9 protein-coding genes are annotated in these 16,771 nt (G+C 72.6%); 4 read left to right on the top strand and 5 right to left on the bottom strand.

What is annotated here, in order from left to right; all coding sequences use genetic code 11:
- Positions 1 to 145 precede the first annotated feature (145 nt).
- Both mfd and U8525_RS03360 read left to right on the top strand, forming a co-directional pair.
- Positions 146 to 3,730, top strand: a complete 3,585-nt coding sequence (gene mfd / locus U8525_RS03365) for a transcription-repair coupling factor (RefSeq protein WP_374261065.1) — start codon at positions 146 to 148, stop codon at positions 3,728 to 3,730.
- Positions 3,731 to 3,766: 36 nt separating this feature from the next.
- Entirely contained in the window at positions 3,767 to 4,486 is a 720-nt protein-coding gene (locus U8525_RS03360) for a DUF2652 domain-containing protein (RefSeq protein ID WP_374261062.1), read from the top strand.
- Positions 4,487 to 4,498: 12 nt separating this feature from the next.
- On the opposite strand, the gene argE is transcribed toward U8525_RS03360, so the two are convergent.
- From argE to U8525_RS03340, 4 genes are all read right to left on the bottom strand, one after another.
- A complete protein-coding gene (argE, locus tag U8525_RS03355) occupies positions 4,499 to 5,641 on the bottom strand; it encodes an acetylornithine deacetylase (protein WP_374261060.1) in 1,143 nt (380 codons plus the stop codon).
- Positions 5,642 to 5,708: 67 nt separating this feature from the next.
- Complete coding sequence (locus U8525_RS03350) at positions 5,709 to 7,181, bottom strand: hypothetical protein (RefSeq protein WP_374261058.1); 1,473 nt, start codon at positions 7,179 to 7,181, stop codon at positions 5,709 to 5,711.
- A 61-nt stretch (positions 7,182 to 7,242) separates the two neighbouring features.
- Positions 7,243 to 8,625, bottom strand: a complete 1,383-nt coding sequence (gene hutF, locus U8525_RS03345) for a formimidoylglutamate deiminase (protein ID WP_374261055.1) — start codon at positions 8,623 to 8,625, stop codon at positions 7,243 to 7,245.
- Positions 8,626 to 8,669: 44 nt separating this feature from the next.
- Positions 8,670 to 9,158 (bottom strand): DUF2383 domain-containing protein, encoded by a 489-nt coding sequence (locus tag U8525_RS03340; protein WP_374261053.1) that lies wholly within the window; start codon positions 9,156 to 9,158, stop codon positions 8,670 to 8,672.
- A 251-nt stretch (positions 9,159 to 9,409) separates the two neighbouring features.
- Here U8525_RS03340 and ligD point away from each other — a divergent pair, with 251 nt between their 5' ends.
- Together ligD and U8525_RS03330 are read left to right on the top strand one after the other, a co-directional pair.
- Complete coding sequence (gene ligD, locus U8525_RS03335; RefSeq protein ID WP_374261050.1) at positions 9,410 to 12,004, top strand: DNA ligase D; 2,595 nt, start codon at positions 9,410 to 9,412, stop codon at positions 12,002 to 12,004.
- 75 nt (positions 12,005 to 12,079) lie between these two features.
- A complete protein-coding gene (locus tag U8525_RS03330) occupies positions 12,080 to 13,033 on the top strand; it encodes a DMT family transporter (RefSeq protein WP_374261047.1) in 954 nt (317 codons plus the stop codon).
- Between the two features lies 1 nt (position 13,034).
- Here U8525_RS03330 and U8525_RS03325 read toward each other — a convergent pair whose 3' ends face one another.
- Complete coding sequence (locus tag U8525_RS03325; protein WP_374261044.1) at positions 13,035 to 16,766, bottom strand: VCBS repeat-containing protein; 3,732 nt, start codon at positions 16,764 to 16,766, stop codon at positions 13,035 to 13,037.
- Positions 16,767 to 16,771: the final 5 nt, after the last annotated feature.

Here is a 16,771-nt window from a genome sequence, read left to right as displayed (position 1 = left end):
GACCGTCCCCTCTCCCGGGCGCGCGTGAGCCTCCCCGCCCAGCGGCCGTCCCGCTGCCCTCGTGGACACGACAGGTGTCCGCATCCGGCGTTGATTTGGGAGGGAGTGCACCCTAATTAGCCGAGGGCCCCACACGGGCCCCCGAATGGATACCTCCCTCTCCCCGAAGTCCGACAGCACGTCCTGGCCCGGCGGTGCTCCCTCTCCCTCCGGCGATGCCTTCGCCCGGCTGCTGGCCTCCCTGCGCGCGGGGCACCGTGCGCGAACGCAGGGGGTGAAGGGCGCGGCGCGCGGCCACCTGCTCGCCCACCTGCACCGGGAGCTGCGCGCGCCCCTGGTGTGCGTGGCCGTGGATGAGGAGGCGGCGGACGCGCTCGCGCACGACCTGGCCTTCTTCCTGGGAGGCACCGGCAGCCTGCTGGAGCCTCGCGTGCTGCGCCTGCCCGCGGACGAGGTGCTTCCTTACGACGAGCTGTCGCCGGAGCCGGGCCCCATCACGGAGCGGCTGGGCGCGCTGTTCCACCTCGCGCGCGGCACGCCGTTCCCCGCACTGGTGCTGTCCGTGCGCGCGCTGCACCGCCGCGTGCTGCCGCTGGCGGTGATGGAGGGACTGGCCCAGCGCGTGGAGGTGGGCCAGGACTTCGACCGCGACTCGCTGGCGCGGAAGCTGGCGCTGATGGGCTACCAGAACAGCCCATTGGTGGAGGACAAGGGCACCTTCAGCGTGCGCGGCGGCCTGCTGGACGTCTTCAGCCCGCTGTACGAGCGGCCGGTGCGCCTGGAGTTCTTCGGGGACACCATCGAGTCCATCCGCGTCTTCGACCCGGAGACGCAGCGCACCGTGGACGCGCTCAAGGCCGTGGACCTGGTGCCCGCGCGCGAGCTGCTGCTCACCGACGACACGCGCCCCCGCGCCGAGGCCGCCGCCCGCGCGGTGGCGGACCGCATCAACCTGCCCACCATCAAGCTGCGCGAGCGGCTGGACGCGCTCCGAGAAGGGCTGCCCGGCTTCGGGCTGGAGGGCCTCCTCCCCGGCTTCTTCGAGGGCGGGCTGGCCTCCGTGTTCGACTACCTGCGCGCGTGGGCGAAGGAGCCCGTCGTCTACCTGGACGACCCGGTGGGGCTGGACCGCGCCCTGGAGGAGCTCCAGGCGGAGCTGGCCAGGGGCGTGGAGGAGGCGGACGCGCGCCAGGACCTCACCTATCCGCCCGAGCACCACTTCCTCACGCGCGAGGGCGTGGCGGCGGGCCTCCAGGCCCTGCGCGTGGTGGAGGGCGGCGGCCTGTCGCTCACGCAGTCCGAAGCGCCCGTGGCCTTCAGCTTCGGCACCACGCAGGACCTGCGCGAGGCCATCCTCGCGCACCACGGCGAGGAGGGCGCCCTCACCCCGCTGGTGGAGCGGCTCCAGCGCTGGCGCGACGCCGGCGTGGCGTGCGCGGTGGCGTGCGGCACGCTCAGCCAGGCGGACCGGCTCAAGCGCCTGCTGCTGGACCGCTCCGTGATGGTGAAGGTGCACACGGAAGCGTTGCAGGACCCAGCGAAGCTCTACGAGCCGGCGGTGTGGGCGCACCTGTTCACCGGCGAGGTGAGCCAGGGCTTCGTCGACCCGGACGGCCGGCTGGCCGTGCTCGCGGATGAGGAGATCTTCGGCGTCCGCTCGCGCCGGCGCGTCAAGCGCAGCAAGAAGCTGGACGCGTTCGCCGCGGGCTTCAAGGACCTGAAGGAAGGCGACCTCATCGTCCACACCGACTTCGGCATCGGGCGCTACGCGGGCCTGACGAAGATGGAGGTGCAGGGCGTGCCGGGGGACTTCCTCGTCCTGGAGTACGCGGGGCGGGACAAGATCTACCTGCCGGTGGGCCGCATGCGGCTCATCCAGAAGTTCACCGGCGGCGACCCGGACAAGGTCCAGCTGGACAAGCTGGGCACGACGAGCTGGGAGAAGACGAAGAAGCGCGTCAAGGAGCAGCTGCTCAAGATGGCGGCGGAGCTCTTGCAGATGGCCGCCGCGCGCAAGGCGCACCCGGGCTATGCCTTCACCGCGCCGGACCGCTACTTCGCCCAGTTCGAGGCGGACTTCGAGTTCGAGGAGACGCCGGACCAGGCGAAGGCCATCGAGGACGTGCTCGCGGACATGCAGAAGCCGCAGCCCATGGACCGGCTCGTCTGCGGCGACGTGGGCTACGGCAAGACGGAGGTGGCGATGCGCGCCGCCTTCAAGGCCACGCTGGACCGCAAGCAGGTGGCAGTGCTGGTGCCCACCACGGTGCTGGCGCAGCAGCACTTCCACTCCTTCAAGAAGCGCTTCAAGGACTACCCCGTCACGGTGGAGGTGATCTCCGGCATCCGCAAGCCGCCGGAGGTCCGCGACATCCTCCGCCGCGCGAAGGAGGGCAAGGTCGACATCGTCATCGGCACGCACAAGCTGCTGGCGGGCGAGGTGGCCTTCAAGGACCTGGGGCTCCTGGTGGTGGACGAGGAGCAGCGCTTCGGCGTGAAGCAGAAGGAGGCGCTCAAGCGGCTGCGCACGCAGGTGGACGTGCTGACGCTGACGGCGACGCCCATTCCCCGCACGCTGCACATGAGCATGTCCGGCGTGCGCGACATGAGCATCATCGCCACGCCGCCGCAGGACCGCCGGGCCATCCGCACCTTCGTGATGAAGTACGACGAGGCCGTCATCAAGGAGGCCGTGGAACGCGAGATCGCCCGCGGCGGCCAGGTCTTCTTCGTGCACAACCGCGTGGAGTCCCTGCCGTCCATGGAGCAGGAACTGAGGAAGCTCCTGCCGCACGTCTCCATCGGCGTGGCGCACGGTCAGATGGGCGAGGGGCAGTTGGAGAAGGTGATGCTCCAGTTCACGGAGCACAAGTTCCAGGTGCTGCTGTGCACCAGCATCATCGAGAGCGGCATCGACATCTCCAGCGCCAACACGATGATCGTCAACCGCGCGGACCAGTTCGGCCTGGCGCAGCTCTACCAGCTGCGCGGGCGCGTGGGCCGCAGCAAGGAGCGCGCGTACGCGTACCTGCTGGTGCCCACGCGCCGTCCGGTGACGAAGGACGCGCAGCGGCGCCTGGAGGTGCTCCAGAACTTCACGGAGCTGGGGGCGGGCTTCTCCATCGCCAGCCACGACCTGGAGATCCGCGGCGCGGGCAACCTCCTGGGCGAGAAGCAGTCCGGCGCCATCGCGGAGATCGGCTTCGACCTGTACGCGCAGCTGATGGAGGAGGCGGTGGCGGAGCTCCAGGGCCAGCCGCCCAGGGTGCACGTGGAGCCGGACATCAACCTGCCCATGCCGGCGCTCATCCCCGACGACTACGTGGCGGACGTGCACCAGCGGCTGGTGTTCTACAAGCGCTTCAGCCAGGCCAGCCACCCGGACGAGGTGACGGACCTGCGCGCGGAGCTGGTGGACCGCTACGGCGAGGCGCCCGACGAGGTGGACGCCCTCTCCGAGGTGACGCTCCTGAAGATCGACATGCGCGAGCTGCGGCTGCGCGCGCTGGAGGCGGGCCCGGGCCGGCTGTCGCTGGCGCTGGGCGGCGACGCGCTCCTGGACGGCGCGAAGGTGGCGGGGCTGGTGCAGCGCTCCAAGGGCTTCTACCGGCTGACGCCGGACATGAAGCTCATCGCCCGCGTGCCCCCGGAGGTGAAGGGGCACGCGCTGCTCGCGGAGGCGCACAAGCTGCTGCGCGACGTGGGCACCTGCGCCCTGCCCCGGCACTGACGCGCGTCCGGGGAGTGGGCTAGGCTGCGGCGCCGCATGGCCATTGAGAAGGCGCAGTTGCTCATCGCGGACATCGGTGGCTACACCCGCTTCATGCGGGAGCACCGCTTCGGCCTGGCGCACGCGCAGGACACGGTGGCGCGGCTGCTGGAGGCCGTCATCGACGCGTCCGGCCGGTTCAAGCTGGCGAAGCTCGAAGGCGACGCGGCCTTCTTCTACGCCGTGGGGGAGGACGCCGCGCCGGTCGCGAAGCAGGTCGCGGCCATCCGCCGCGCCTTCCTGGAGCGCCGGGAGCAGCTCGCCATCGACCGGATGTGCAAGTGCGACGGGTGCACGCAGGTGGGCGGCCTGACGCTCAAGTTCGTGGCCCACGTCGGCGAGGTCGCCTTCCAGAAGGTGAAGCACCTCACGGAGCTGGCGGGGGTGGACGTCATCCTCGTGCACCGGATGCTGAAGAACGACGTGCCCGTGCGCGAGTACGTCCTGATGACGGACGCGGTGCACCAGCGGCTGGAGCCGGAGCTGCGCCAGCTCAGCCAGGGGCTGGAGCACGACTTCGAGGGCATGGGCCGCACGCCGACCCACTACATCGACCTGAGCACGCTGGTCACGAACGTGCCCGCGCCGCGCCCCAACCTGCTGCGCAAGCTGTGGCACAAGCTGACGCTGGAGCTGCGCTCGCTGAAGTACGTGCTCGGCTTCAAGGAGGCGTGTCAGGGCTTCCGCAACGTCGAGGTCGTCGACGAGAAGCCCTGAAGCGCCGCGGGCTCAGCCGCCCGTGCAGAAGCGGGCCACGGCCTGGGTGAGCGCGGCCTCGCAGCGGACCAGGTCCTCCATGGGGACGAACTCGCCCGTCTGGTGCGCGACGCGGATGTCGCCGGGGCCGAACACCACCGCCTCCGCGCCCAGCTCCGTGAGCTGGGGGGCCTCCGTGCCGAAGGAGACCGTCTCGGACGCGTTGCCGCTCACCTGCTCCAGGAAGCGCACCACGTCCGCGTCGCCGCGCGTGTGGACGCCGCGGTCCAGGCGCAGCACCTTGATGCGCGCCTCGTAGGCGGGCTCGTCGCGCGTGAGCTCCTGGCGGATGTGCTCCATCAGCTCGGGGACGCGCTCGGCGGCCTGGCCGGGGATGGGGCGCCACTCCACGGTGAAGCGGCAGGAGCCGGGCAGGACGTTCTTCGCCTTGCCGCCCTGGATGAGGCCCACGTTCACGGTGGTGAAGGGCGGCTGGAAGCCCTCGTCGCGGTCCTCGCGGAGGACGGTGTTCGCCAGCGTCTCCAGCCGCTGGAGGAAGCGGCCAGCGCGGAAGATGGCGGACGCGCCCAGCTCCGGGTAGGCGCTGTGGCCCTCCTTGCCCAGCACCTCCACCTCCGCCAGGCAGTAGCCCTTGTTGGCGCGCACGGGGATGAGGCGCGTGGGCTCGCCGACGATGGCGTGCCTCGCGCGGCCCAGGCCCGCCGCCACCAGCTTCTTCGCGCCCACGAGGCCCACCTCCTCATCCGCGGTGAGGATGACGAGCAGCGGCGCGTCCAGCTTCGGCAGGTCCTTGCGCGTGGCGGTGTGCAGCGCGCAGGCGATGAAGCCCTTGGTGTCGCAGGCGCCGCGGCCGTACAGCTTGCCGTCGCGCTCGGTCAGGCGCAGTGCGTCCGCCCAGGCGGCGTCATAGGGCACGCAGTCGGAGTGGCCCACCAGGGCCAGCGCGGCGCGGTCGGCGCCGCCCTTGCGGGCGATGAGGTTCACCTTCGCCACGCCCGCGTCGTCGGTGTAGTGCTGGCGCTCGGCGGTGAAGCCCGCGGCCTCCAGGCGCGCCTGGGCGTAGTCGATGAGGGGCGCGTTGGGGCGCGAGGACGTGGTGTCCAACGCCACCAGCTCCGCCAGGGTGGCCCGCAGCGCGGGCAGCGTGTCGCTCATGGGACGGCCTCCGGTCAGGCCACCTCCATGCCACCGCCCGCGCCGCGACGCCAGCGTGGCCGTGCCCTCAGCGTCGCGCGGAGGCCACCCCCGCCGCTTCCGGGGCCGCGGGGAACCCGGAGTTGTCATCCGCGCCCGGCCGGCCCAGGCCCTTGGAGATGGCGGGCGCGGACGCGGTCACCCGGCCCACGTAGAAGACGCCGTGGTAGCCGTCCCGGGGCGAGTCCCAGACGTGCACGAAGAAGCGGTCGCCGTTGTCCCTGCCCTTCGCTTCCTTCACCCCGCAGTCCAGCTTGCGCTCCTGTTGATCCGCGGCGCAGATCCATGCCGTGCCGCTGTCATAGGCCATGTCCAGCACGGTGACGTCCTCGAGCTGGTCCTTCAGCAGGTAGCCCATGGGCTTGTACTGCGTGTCCCACGGCAGGCCCTTCGCCGTGCGCGGATGGACGTTGCCGCTCACCACCAGGTGGAAGCGCCGCGGCGTCGCCTTCACCTGCGCCAGCACCGTCTGCGTCAGCGCGTCCTCACGCGGCTGGCCGGAGAGCTTCGGGTGGTCGTAGACGAACACCGCCACGTCCAGGCCCTGTGCACGCAGGTGCCGCAGCTGCTCCAGCATGTTCGCCACCGCTTCGCTGCCCCGGCCGTCCGGATACGGGCTGCGCCAGAACGGGGCCTCCATCAGCTTGAGCCAGTCCTCCTCGCCCCCCTCGCTCTGGAGGAAGGTGGTGATGCGCGCCTCGTTCTCCACCGGCAGCTCCAGCCCCACCGTCACCGGGATTCCCGCCGTGACGAGCTGACACACGGACTGCGCGATGAAGCGCGGCACCTCCTGCGTGCCGTGCAGCTCGCCCAGTAGCAGCACCCCACCCGCCTTCGCCAGCTTCTTCAGGCCCAGGATGGACTGACCGCACTCGGTGAACACCGGCGCGTCCTTCGCGCCCGGAGCCTTCGCCACCGCCTGCTCCGCGCTCACCGCCTGCTCCCTGGCCAGCTTGGGCATGATGCCCCGGAACACCCGCCACTCCAGGGTCAGGTCGCGCGTGCCCTGCCCCGACTCCATGTAGAAGGCGTGCTCTCCCGCCGGGAAGGTCAGCCGGTCCTCGACGTCCTCCGCGCTGATGGCGTCATCCCCGAGCGCGTCCCCCCCGTTGAGCCCGACGCCGCGGCCGACGCCCCAGTCGATCCCCTTGCCAGGCTGCGACAGCGCCTTGTTCACCGTCTTGGTGATGCGGATGATCCACAGCTTGCTCGTCGTGGGCGTCTCCCGCTTGCCCAGCACGAGGTAGCGGTGCCAGAAGCCGGAGATCTTCGAGCCGCCGAACTCCTGCTTCCACTCGGTCTCCAGCACCAGGCTGCCCCGGTCCTCCCGGTAGGGCAGGTGCGCGTCCGTGAAGTACTCGCGCACCCGGGGCCACAGCTCCTCCACGGGCAGGTCGTAGATGGCCTCGTAGTCCGGCGTCTCCGGGTCCTGGCGTCCGGCGCAGCCGCCCAGGGCCCACCCCACAACCAGCAGCAGCGACAGCCAGGTTCCTGCACGCATCCGCTACCTCCCGCACCCACAATGCCCGGGCGGCTCCTGCATATCGAACCGCGCCCCCATCCTACGGGTAGAGGCGCCGGGCGAGCTGCTGGAAGGCCCGGCCACTCTCCTCCGTCAGCGGATGGCGGCCATCCCGGACCACGAGCCGGCCCGCCACCGCGACGTCGCGCACCGCCCCGCCCGCCGCCCCGAAGACGATGCCCGGCAGGAGCGACGTGGGCCCCGCGCCCACCAGCGACGGGTGGTTCACATCCACCGTGAAGAAGTCCGCGGGCGCCCCCGGCGACAGCGAGCCCGTGCCCAGGCCCAGGCTCCGCGCGCCCTGCACCGTGGCCATGTCGAGGAGCCGCGCCGCCAGCCCGTCCAGGGTGCCCGTGCCCGGGTCCAGCACCGCGCGGCGCAGCCGCACCAGCCGCAGGTGCTGCTCCAGCTGCCGCGCCTCGTCCAGGAGGTCCACCACCGTCTGGCTGTCCGACCCGAAGCTCACCCGCGCCCCGGCCTTCACCAGCGCGTCCGCGGGCACGATGCCGTCCCCCAGGTTGCGCTCCGTGGACGGGCACGCGCACACCGTGGCCTCCGCGCGGCCGAGCAGCGCCACCTCGTCCTCCGTCAGGTGCACGCCGTGCACGGCGGTGAAGCGCGGCCCCAGCAGGCCCACGTCCGACACCAGCTCCACCGGCCGGCGGCCGTGCTCCGCGAGGCACGCCTCGATCTCCTTCGGCTGCTCCGCCACGTGCATGTGGATGGGCATGCCGGCGGGCGCGGCGCGAGCCACCTGCGTCAGCCAGTCCCTCGGCACCGCGCGCACGCTGTGCGGCGCGAGCCCTACGCGCACCCGCGCGTCGCCGCGCACCGCGTGGGCCAGCGCCTCCGTGGTGGCCAGGAACGTGTCCACGTCCGCGTCGATGAAGCGGCGCTGGCGCGGGTTCGCGGGCACGTTGAAGCCCGCGCGCGCGTAGCCCACCCGCAGCAGGCAGATGCGCAGCCCCACGTCCGTGGCCGCGCGGATGACCGCGTGCGCCAGCGCGTTGCGGTCCGCGTAGGGCGTCCCGTCCGGCTGGTGGTGCAGGTAGTGGAACTCGCCCACCGTGGTGATGCCCGCGAGCGCCATCTCCAGGAACACCTGCCGCGAGGCGACGTGGATCTCCTCTGGCGTGAGCGCCCCCGCGGCGCGGTACATCGCCTCGCGCCAGGACCAGAAGTCGTCCTGTCCGCCAGCGGAGGCCACGTACTCGGTGCGTCCCCGGATGAGCCGCTGGAACGCGTGCGAGTGGCCGTTGACGAGCCCCGGCAGCAGCGCCCGCCCCGCGAGCCGCTCCACGCGCGCGCCCTCGGGCGCCGCGTCCAGGATTCGGCCATCCGCGCCTACCGCCAGCGCACGGCCTTCGTGGAGACGCCCTTCCGCGAAGAGGAAGTCGGGTTGGTAGACAGTGATGTCGCGCACGCGCGGCAGCGTATGCCAGTTCCCCGCGACGCGCGGTAGCGGCTTCAGGCGCCCAGCTCAGCGCCCTCCATGAAGGAGGGCAGCCGGCTGTCCGCCCACGGACGGGTGCGCACCGCGTCGCGGATCCACGTGCCGTGGCGCCGCTCGTCCTCGCGGTGCTGCCGGATGAGGGCCTTCACCTCCGGGGCCCAGTCGAACTGGAGGGCCAGCTCATAGGCCCGGTCGAACAGCTCCTCGTTGCCGAGCATGGCCCACAGCGTGGCCTCCGTCCCCATCAGCCCCGTCATCGCCGTCAGGCCCTTCATCGCGGAGCCCTTCAGGTCCGGACGCAGCGTCACCGGCTCGCCCCCGAAGTGCTGGAGGAGCGCGTTGAGGTCGCGCACGTGACGCAGGTGGTCCGCGCGGAAGTGGTTGAGGCGCTCGCGCACCAGCGCCGGCCGGATGCGGGCGATGGCGACGTCATACGCGCCCACGGCGTCGGCATCGAGCTGCGCCAGGCTGTGCAGGCGCTCCACTTCGGACTTGTCTGCCATGGGTGCCTCCTCCAACCGGCTACGGCGAGTGCTTGGGCCCGAACAATGTGGGGACTCCTCCTCTCGGAACCAACAGCCCGTCCCGGCACCCACCCCTGCGTCGCCCCCAGGGCAGGCGGACGGCCTCCTCGCCATCCGGCCCCGTGGCCGGACAAGCGGGGGCGGGGTCACGCGGAGCGCCTGCCCTCCTGGCCTCCCACCAGCCGGTGTGAGGAATTGCGCGCCCGCCCTCCTGTGCAGAGCGTTGGAGGGTGAAGACCTCCGACACGCAGAGACGGCTGCGCCGCTACCGGACGAAGCGCGACTTCCAGCGCACCCCCGAGCCCTCTCCGGACGCGGTGGCGCCGAAGTCGGAGGCGCCCCGCTTCGTCATCCACAAGCACGACGCCACGCGGCTGCACTACGACCTGCGGCTGGAGATCGGGGGCGTCCTGGTGAGCTGGGCCATCCCCAAGGGCCCCAGCCACGACCCGTCCGTGAAGCGGCTCGCGGTCCAGACGGAGGACCACCCGCGCTCCTACGCGGACTTCGAGGGCCACATCCCGGACGACCAGTACGGCGGCGGGGACTCGCTGCTGTGGGAGTCCGGCACGTTCGAGGTCATCCCTCCCGGTGACGCCGAGGCGCAGCTGAAGCGCGGGCACCTGGAGGTCGTGCTGCACGGCGCGAAGCTCCAGGGGCGCTGGCACCTCATCCGCACCCGTCCCCGCGGCGGCAAGGCGCAGTGGCTCCTGTTCAAGGCGAAGGACGCCTACGCCAGGCCCGGCTACGACGTCACCGTGGAGCGCCCCGAGTCCGTGAAGAGCGGGCAGGTGGAGACGCACGGACCTCGCAAGCCCGGGGTGCCGCGCGCCCCGAAGCCCGCGACGCCCGGGCGCGCGGGACCCCGGGCTCGCCTCGCGAGGGCCGTGCGCGAGCCCGCGAAGGCGACCCGCCCACCGGTGTCGCCGGAGGAGCTGCTGGAGCGGGTGTGGCCGCCCATGCTGGCGCGGCTGGCGGTGTCCGACGAGGTGCACGACGAGACGCACACCTACGAGGTGAAGTACGACGGCTTCCGCGCCGTGTGCGCCCTCACGCACGGGAAGCTCGCCTTCCAGAGCCGCCGGGGCAACGACCTGACGAGCCGCTTCGGCCGGCTCGCCGCCGCGCTGCGCGAGCTGCCCGTGAAGGACGTCGTCATGGATGGAGAGGTCGTCGCGCTCGACGCGAAGGGCCGCTCGCGGTTCCAGCTCCTCCAGCACACGGAGCAGGGCGCGGAGCAGCGCTTCATGGTGTTCGACCTGCTGTGGCAGGACGGAGAGGACCTGCGCGAGCTTCCCTATGAGAAGCGCCGCGCGCGGCTGGAGACGCTGCTGGCCCAGGTGCCCCTGCCCATCCAGCTCTCCGAGAAGCTGGACCTGCCGCTGTCGCGCGCGCTGCAGGAGGCGCGGCGCAAGGGGTGGGAGGGCCTCATCGCCAAGCGCAAGGACTCTCCCTATACGGGCACGCGCTCCGGGGACTGGCTGAAGCTGAAGGTGGTCGCGGGCCAGGAGGTCGTCATCCTGGGCTACCTGCCCATCAAGAACGCGCGGGCGAAGTCGGAGGTTGGCGCGCTGCGCGTGGGCGTGCGGGGCAAGGACGGCTTCCACGACGTGGGCAAGGTGGGCACGGGCTACACCGCGAAGGACCGCCGCGAGCTGCGCTGGCTGCTGGACGCCACGCGCGCGAAGAAGCCCGCCGCCATGGACGCGCCCACGAACACGGACACCGTCTGGGTGAAGCCGAAGTACGTGGCCCAGGTGAACTTCACCGAGTGGACGAAGGATGGCCGCCTGCGCCACCCCGTGTTCCAGGGCCTGCGCAGCGACAAGGTGCCGCGGGAGGTCGTGCGCGAGCACCCCGCCCCCGTCGAAGGCGCCGCGCGCCGGGGCTCGCGCCGCGCGCCGGTGCACGCCTCCGCCCGCGCCGCGACCCGGTCCGCCGCGCCCCAGACGCCGCGTGGGAGGTCCTCCCGCGCGCCGGAGGTGGCCCTCACGCACGGCGACCGCGTGCTGTTCCCCGAGTCCGGCCTGACGAAGGCGGACGTGTTCGCGTACTACGAGCAGGTGGCGCCGCTGCTGCTCCCCGTGCTCGCGGACCGCCCCCTGGCCCACCAGCAGTGGCCCGCGGGGATCCAGGCCCCGGGCTTCTTCCGGCACGAGCTGTCCGGCATCCCGCCGTGGATGCCCACGCTGCGCGTGCGCCACGAGGACAAGACGCTGCGCCACGTGAACGTGAAGAGCACGTCCGCGCTGCTGTGGCTCGCCAACCAGTCCGCGCTGACGCTGCACATGTGGCTGTCCCACGCGCCCCGGCTGGCGCAGCCGGACTTCGTGGTGTTCGACCTGGACCCGGGGAAGGGCGGCTGGAAGGACCTGGTGAAGGTGGCCACCCTGCTGCACGCGCGCCTGGACGAGCTGGGGCTCAAGGCCTTCCCGAAGACCTCCGGCAAGCGCGGCCTGCACGTGCTGGTGCCCCTGGCGCCGGGCCACACCTACGCGCGCACCCAGGCGTTCGCGGACGCGCGGGCGCGCGAGCTGGCGGAGGAGCTGGGCGACATCGCCACCACGGCGCGCTCCATCCGCGAGCGCGGCGGGCGGCTCTACCTCGACGCGGGCCAGAACGCGCGCGGCAAGACGGTGGTGGCGCCCTACTCCCTGCGCGCCGTGGAGGGCGCGCCCTTCTCCGCGCCGCTCGACTGGAGCGAGGTGACCGGCCGCCTGGACCCGCGCCGCTTCCGCCTGAAGACGCTGAGGAGGCGCCTGGACGCCGTGGGGGACCTGTTCGCCCCCGTGCTCCGGGTAAAACCGGTGCTGCCGGACGGGTGAGCAGGCGGGGTTGACGCGCCGGGCCCTGAACGGATGTTTCCCGGAAGGGCGGCGCGTGCTAGTGCCCGCGCCGTTATGTCGTCCGTGACCGTCGTGCCCCCGGCCGTGAAGTCCGCGCCGCGGTGGAAGGTGTCCCTGGCCTACGCCACCTGCTTCCTCCTCTGGGGCTCCACGTGGGCCGCCGTGAAGGTGGGGCTGGAGGACCTGCCGCCCCTGCGCTTCGTGGGCACGCGCATGCTGGTGGCCGGGCTGGCGCTGCTGCCCTTCGCGCGCTCGCGCGGGACGGCGCTGGGCGACGGCACGGGGTGGCGCATCGCGGGGCTGGGCGTGCTCCAGCTCGCCGTGCCCTTCGGGATGCTCTTCGTGGCGCAGCAGTGGATTCCGTCCAGTTGGTCCGCGCTCCTCTTCTCCACCTTCCCCGTGTGGCTGCTGCTGGTGGGCCGCGTCGTCTTCCCGGATCAGCTGCTCACCCCGCGCAAGCTCCTCGCCGCGGGGCTGGGCCTGGCGGGCGTGGTGGCGCTCCAGTCCCGGGAGCTGGTGTCGCTCAGCTTCTCCGGGCAGGTGGTGCTGGGCTGCGCGATGACGCTGTTCGCGGCGTCGGTGGTGGCGGTGGCCAACGTGCTGGTGCGCCGGCACATGACGCACGTGCCGCCGCACCTGCTCGTGCTGGTGCAGTCGCTGAGCAGCGCGGTGCTGCTCCTGTCCGCGTCCGCGCTGCTGGAGTGGAACCAGCCGGCGCGCTGGACCCTGAAGGCGGTGGGCGCGCTCCTGTACCTGGCGCTGGGCGGGACGGTGCTCACCTACCAGTGCCTGTACTGGCTCCTGCCGCGCATCTCGCTGGCGGCGCTGGGCGCCATGGCGCTCCTGGACACGCTGGTGGCGGTGACGCTGGGCGTGGCCCTCCTGGGCGAGCCGCTCACGCCGTCCCTGCTCACCGGCGGCGTGCTCATCCTCACGGCGGCGGCGCTCGCCAACCGCGACGAGGCTCCGGAGGCGAAGGTCCCCCCGGAAGCCCCGCCCACGGCGTGACTCAGAACGGCAGGGGCAGCGAGTACGCCGTGCCGTTCTGCGTGCCGGTGCGGTAGCTCCTCGGCGCGCCGATGACGACCGACGGCGGCGAGCCTCCGGAGCCGGGGACGACGGCGATGGACTGGCCCAGGTAGGAGCGCTCGGCGCCGTCGCCCACCACCAGCAGGAAGGGCGACAGCGGGCCGGTGGACTTCGCGCCGCCGGCGAAGAGGAACGCCGCGCCGTCACCGTCCGAGGCCACCGACGCGTTGGGCGCGCCCACCCACAGGTCCGGCACGCCGTCGCCCGTGAGGTCCCTGCCGCCCGCCAGCGACGTGCCGAAGCTCACGGCGCGGGCGCGGTAGGTGAGGCTCAGCGGGGCCAGGTTGCCCACGTCCAGCACCGTCTCCCCCGTGGCCGGAGGGGTGAGCTTGGAGGTCTGGAGGAGCAGCACCGCCTGCTGGCTCACGCCGTCCACCAGGTAGTTGTTGGCGCTCACCGCGAGGTAGTCCGCGCCGGAGGTGCCCAGGAACCTGCCCGCGCGCGCGGTGGCCACGCCCAGGTTCATCAGCGCGCGCCCCACCTCCGTGTCTCCGGCGATGCGCACGGTGGCCCCGACCTTGCGGCCACCACACTTCGCGCCGCCCGCGTCGAAGCCGTAGGCGATCACGATGCCCGAGTGCGAGCTGTCCGAGTAGCGCCACGCCACCTCCTCGCAGCCGTCCCCGTTGAGGTCTCCCACCGCGGCGATGGCGGAGGTCGTCGGCATCGCCGTGTCGGCCCAGCCCCCTGACGCGGGCATGGGGTTGGTCGGCCAGGACCAGACCGGGTCGCACGCCAGCGTCATCTTCGCGAGCGACGCGTCCTCGGGCGCGCGGCCCAGGAACACGTCCATGCCGCGGTCGCGCAGCACGGCCACGTCCTGCTTGCCGTCGCCGTTGAAGTCGAAGCCGCCCACCACGCCCCGGCCGAGGGTGGTGCGCTTGCAGCGGGTGTTGGCCGGGTCGTGGCAGCCGGTGACCACGGACGGCGCGAACACGCGGTAGGCGCGCTTGAAGGTGCCGTCCGCCTGTCCCAGCGACACCAGCAGTCCGCCCAGGGACTGCGTGGCCGTCGTCATGCAGGCGTTCTGCACGTAGGGGTCGCGCTCGGCCACGGCGGAGGTCGTGGCCGGGATGACGAGCGCCGTGGCGCCCGCCACCATGTCCGGCCGGCCATCTCCGTTGAAGTCCGTGAACGCCACGTCCACGCCCACGTTGCGGCCGCCGTGCCACGGGGAGCTGGCGCCCTCGCCGGCCACGATGGCCTTCCCGGGCTCCTCGGTGTCGAAGGTGTACGCGCGGCCCACGGTCATGTCCGCGCCGTCGTTGTTGGGGCCCGGGCCGGAGAAGCCCGGCGAGCCCACCAGCGCCATCACCTTGCCGTTGAGGCGCGACACCGCCACGGTCTCACCGAAGCGCTCCACGCTGGCCTTCGCCGTCACGTCCATGAAACTGCGCGACCAGTCCGCGATGGACGCACTGGCCCGGGTGAAGACGTCCACGCGGCCGACGAAGGCGCCGGCGGTGGAGGACGCGCGTCCGGAGAAGGCCGCCAGCGCCGGGCCGGACGGCAGGTTCCACGTCGCGAGGCCCGCGCCCAGCACCTCCGCCTTCGCCGCGCCGCCCAGCGCCGCGAGCGGCTTGTTCATCACCGTGTCCTTCGACAGGCCGGTGAGCGGATACACCAGCACCTTGCCCGCGTTGCCCAGCGTCGTCGTGCCCTCCGTCACCGCCGCGTACGGCGCGCCCAGGAGCAGCTCCGGCCCCGGCGTGTCGTCCACGTCCATCACCGCCCAGCTGCGCGTCGCGGTGATGCTCCGCGCGTCGCCATAGAAGCGCGCGAAGGCGCTCGTCAGCGGCACCGTCGCGGGGTTCACCTTCGTCGGATCCTCCGCCAGCGTGACGCCGCGCAGGTCGAACAGGTACGCGCCGCCCGCGTCCTGCGCCGCCGCCACGCCCCCCGACGTGCGCAGGTCCGGCGCGTCCGCCTTGTCCGCCATCACCACGAGGAACGGCGGCCGGTTGCCCTCGCCGGGGATGGCGCCCAGGCGGAAGGTGCCCTCGTTGGCCATCGCCTCCACGGCGGTGTTGGACACCAGCACGTACAGGTCCGGCACGGAGTGATAGCGCGGCGCCGTGCCGCGCGCGAAGTACACCGCCACGGCCATCTGCTGCCCGTTGGCGCTGCCGTCCGCGTTGAAGCGCGTCAGCCGGTTCAGCGCCGCCAGGTCCGGGCGGCCGTCGTCATTGAGGTCCGCCACGACGACGGCGCGGCCCAGCTCCGTGGTGCTCTTCAAGGTGAACGCCCCCGCCTTGTCCAAGTCCTGGCCCCCCAGGCGCACCGCCGGCAGGTCCGGGACGGGCTGTCCCCTGGCGAGGATGAAGATGTCGATGACGCCGCGCCGGCTGATGCCGGAGAGGGTGGACAGGTCCGCGCCCGGCGAGCCCACGAACAGGTCCATGTCGCCATCGCCGTCCGCGTCCGCGATGGCCATGCCCGTGCCGAACCCGCCCCGCCCCAGGCCGGTGAGCGCGGCCCTGAGCAGCGTGGGCCCCTGCCCCGGCTTGAACGTGTAGAGGTACACCGCGCCCGAGTCACCGATGGTGACGTCCGCGGCCGGCGAGGACACCGCCAGGTCCGCGATCCCGTCGCCATCCAGGTCGCCCGCGGCCAGCATGTCGCCGAAGAGCGCGCCCTCCGTCTCGCCCGTCAGCACCCAGGTGGGCTTCGCGGGCAGGCCGGACGCGCTGCCCTTGTAGATGAACACCGCGCCGCCCGTGGGGCGCGACAGCTCGCTCTCGCGCTGGCCCACCGCCAGGTCCTGGATGCCGTCGCCGTCGAAGTCCGCCGTCACCAGCGTGGCCACGTCCGACAGCTTGCCGTGCGGCAGCAGGGGCCGCGTCAGCTCGTCCAGCACGCGCACCGTCACCGGGGCCGTATCGCCGGTGAAGACGTCCCTGGCCTCCAGCACGGCGGTGCCCTTCGCGCCCGCCTCCAGGACGATGCGGCCGTTCACCAGGGAGCCGGGGCCGGACTTCTTCGTCCACGTCACCGTATCCGAGCCCCCCGCGGTGCCCAGCGGCGCGGACGCGCCCGACGGCACGCCCAGGTACACCGGGTCGCCCACCAGCTTCGCGGCCTTGCTCACGGTGTACTGGAGCACCGCCGTGTCGCCGGACTTCGTGTCGCGCACGGTGATGACGTCCAGCGCCTCCACCTTCCCCGCCGTGTAGAGGCCCGTGTCGCTGAGCGTGGCGCCGGAGCCATTGGAGGTGAGCGTGAAGGTCGCCGTGCCCACCAGCCCGTCGATGCGGATCTGAAAGGACGTCCCAGGCTGGAGCATCGCGCGCGCGGGCGCGACGCCGAAGCCGGCGATCACCTTCACCCGCACGCTGGCGGAGCCGCCGCACTGCTCGTCCACCACCGTCAGCGTGTCCTCCGCGGGCGTGGCGCCCGCGACGAAGCGGTTGCCGCGCACGTCGCCGGACGAGCCGCCCGCCTCCACGCGGAAGGAGTAGTGGCCGCTGCCGCCGCCGGCCGTCAGCGTGGCCACGTCCCGGGTGCGCACCGTCGTGGGCTCCGCCGACAGCGTCAGCGGGGCGAGGCCCTCGCAGGGGCCCACGTAGGGAAGCTGCTCGGCGGGCTTGAGCTGGCCGTCACAGGCCAGGGTCAACAGCGCGGCGAGGGGGGTCGCGCGGAGGAGACGGTTCATGGGGG

Origin of the sequence: Corallococcus sp. RDP092CA (genome assembly GCF_041903675.1) — a bacterium.
Taxonomy (GTDB): Bacteria; Myxococcota; Myxococcia; order Myxococcales; family Myxococcaceae; genus Corallococcus.
This window is presented reverse-complemented; position numbering and strand designations above follow the sequence as displayed.

What these genes read in the sequence shown, in the direction of transcription:
- argE (WP_374261060.1), bottom strand. Translation starts at nt 5,641, where the DNA reads ATGAGCGACACGCTGCCCGCGCTGCGGGCCACCCTGGCGGAGCTGGTG.
- U8525_RS03330 (WP_374261047.1), top strand. Translation starts at nt 12,080, where the DNA reads ATGTCGTCCGTGACCGTCGTGCCCCCGGCCGTGAAGTCCGCGCCGCGG.
- mfd (WP_374261065.1), top strand. Translation starts at nt 146, where the DNA reads ATGGATACCTCCCTCTCCCCGAAGTCCGACAGCACGTCCTGGCCCGGC.
- U8525_RS03340 (WP_374261053.1), bottom strand. Translation starts at nt 9,158, where the DNA reads ATGGCAGACAAGTCCGAAGTGGAGCGCCTGCACAGCCTGGCGCAGCTC.
- U8525_RS03360 (WP_374261062.1), top strand. Translation starts at nt 3,767, where the DNA reads ATGGCCATTGAGAAGGCGCAGTTGCTCATCGCGGACATCGGTGGCTAC.
- U8525_RS03350 (WP_374261058.1), bottom strand. Translation starts at nt 7,181, where the DNA reads ATGCGTGCAGGAACCTGGCTGTCGCTGCTGCTGGTTGTGGGGTGGGCC.
- U8525_RS03325 (WP_374261044.1), bottom strand. Translation starts at nt 16,766, where the DNA reads ATGAACCGTCTCCTCCGCGCGACCCCCCTCGCCGCGCTGTTGACCCTG.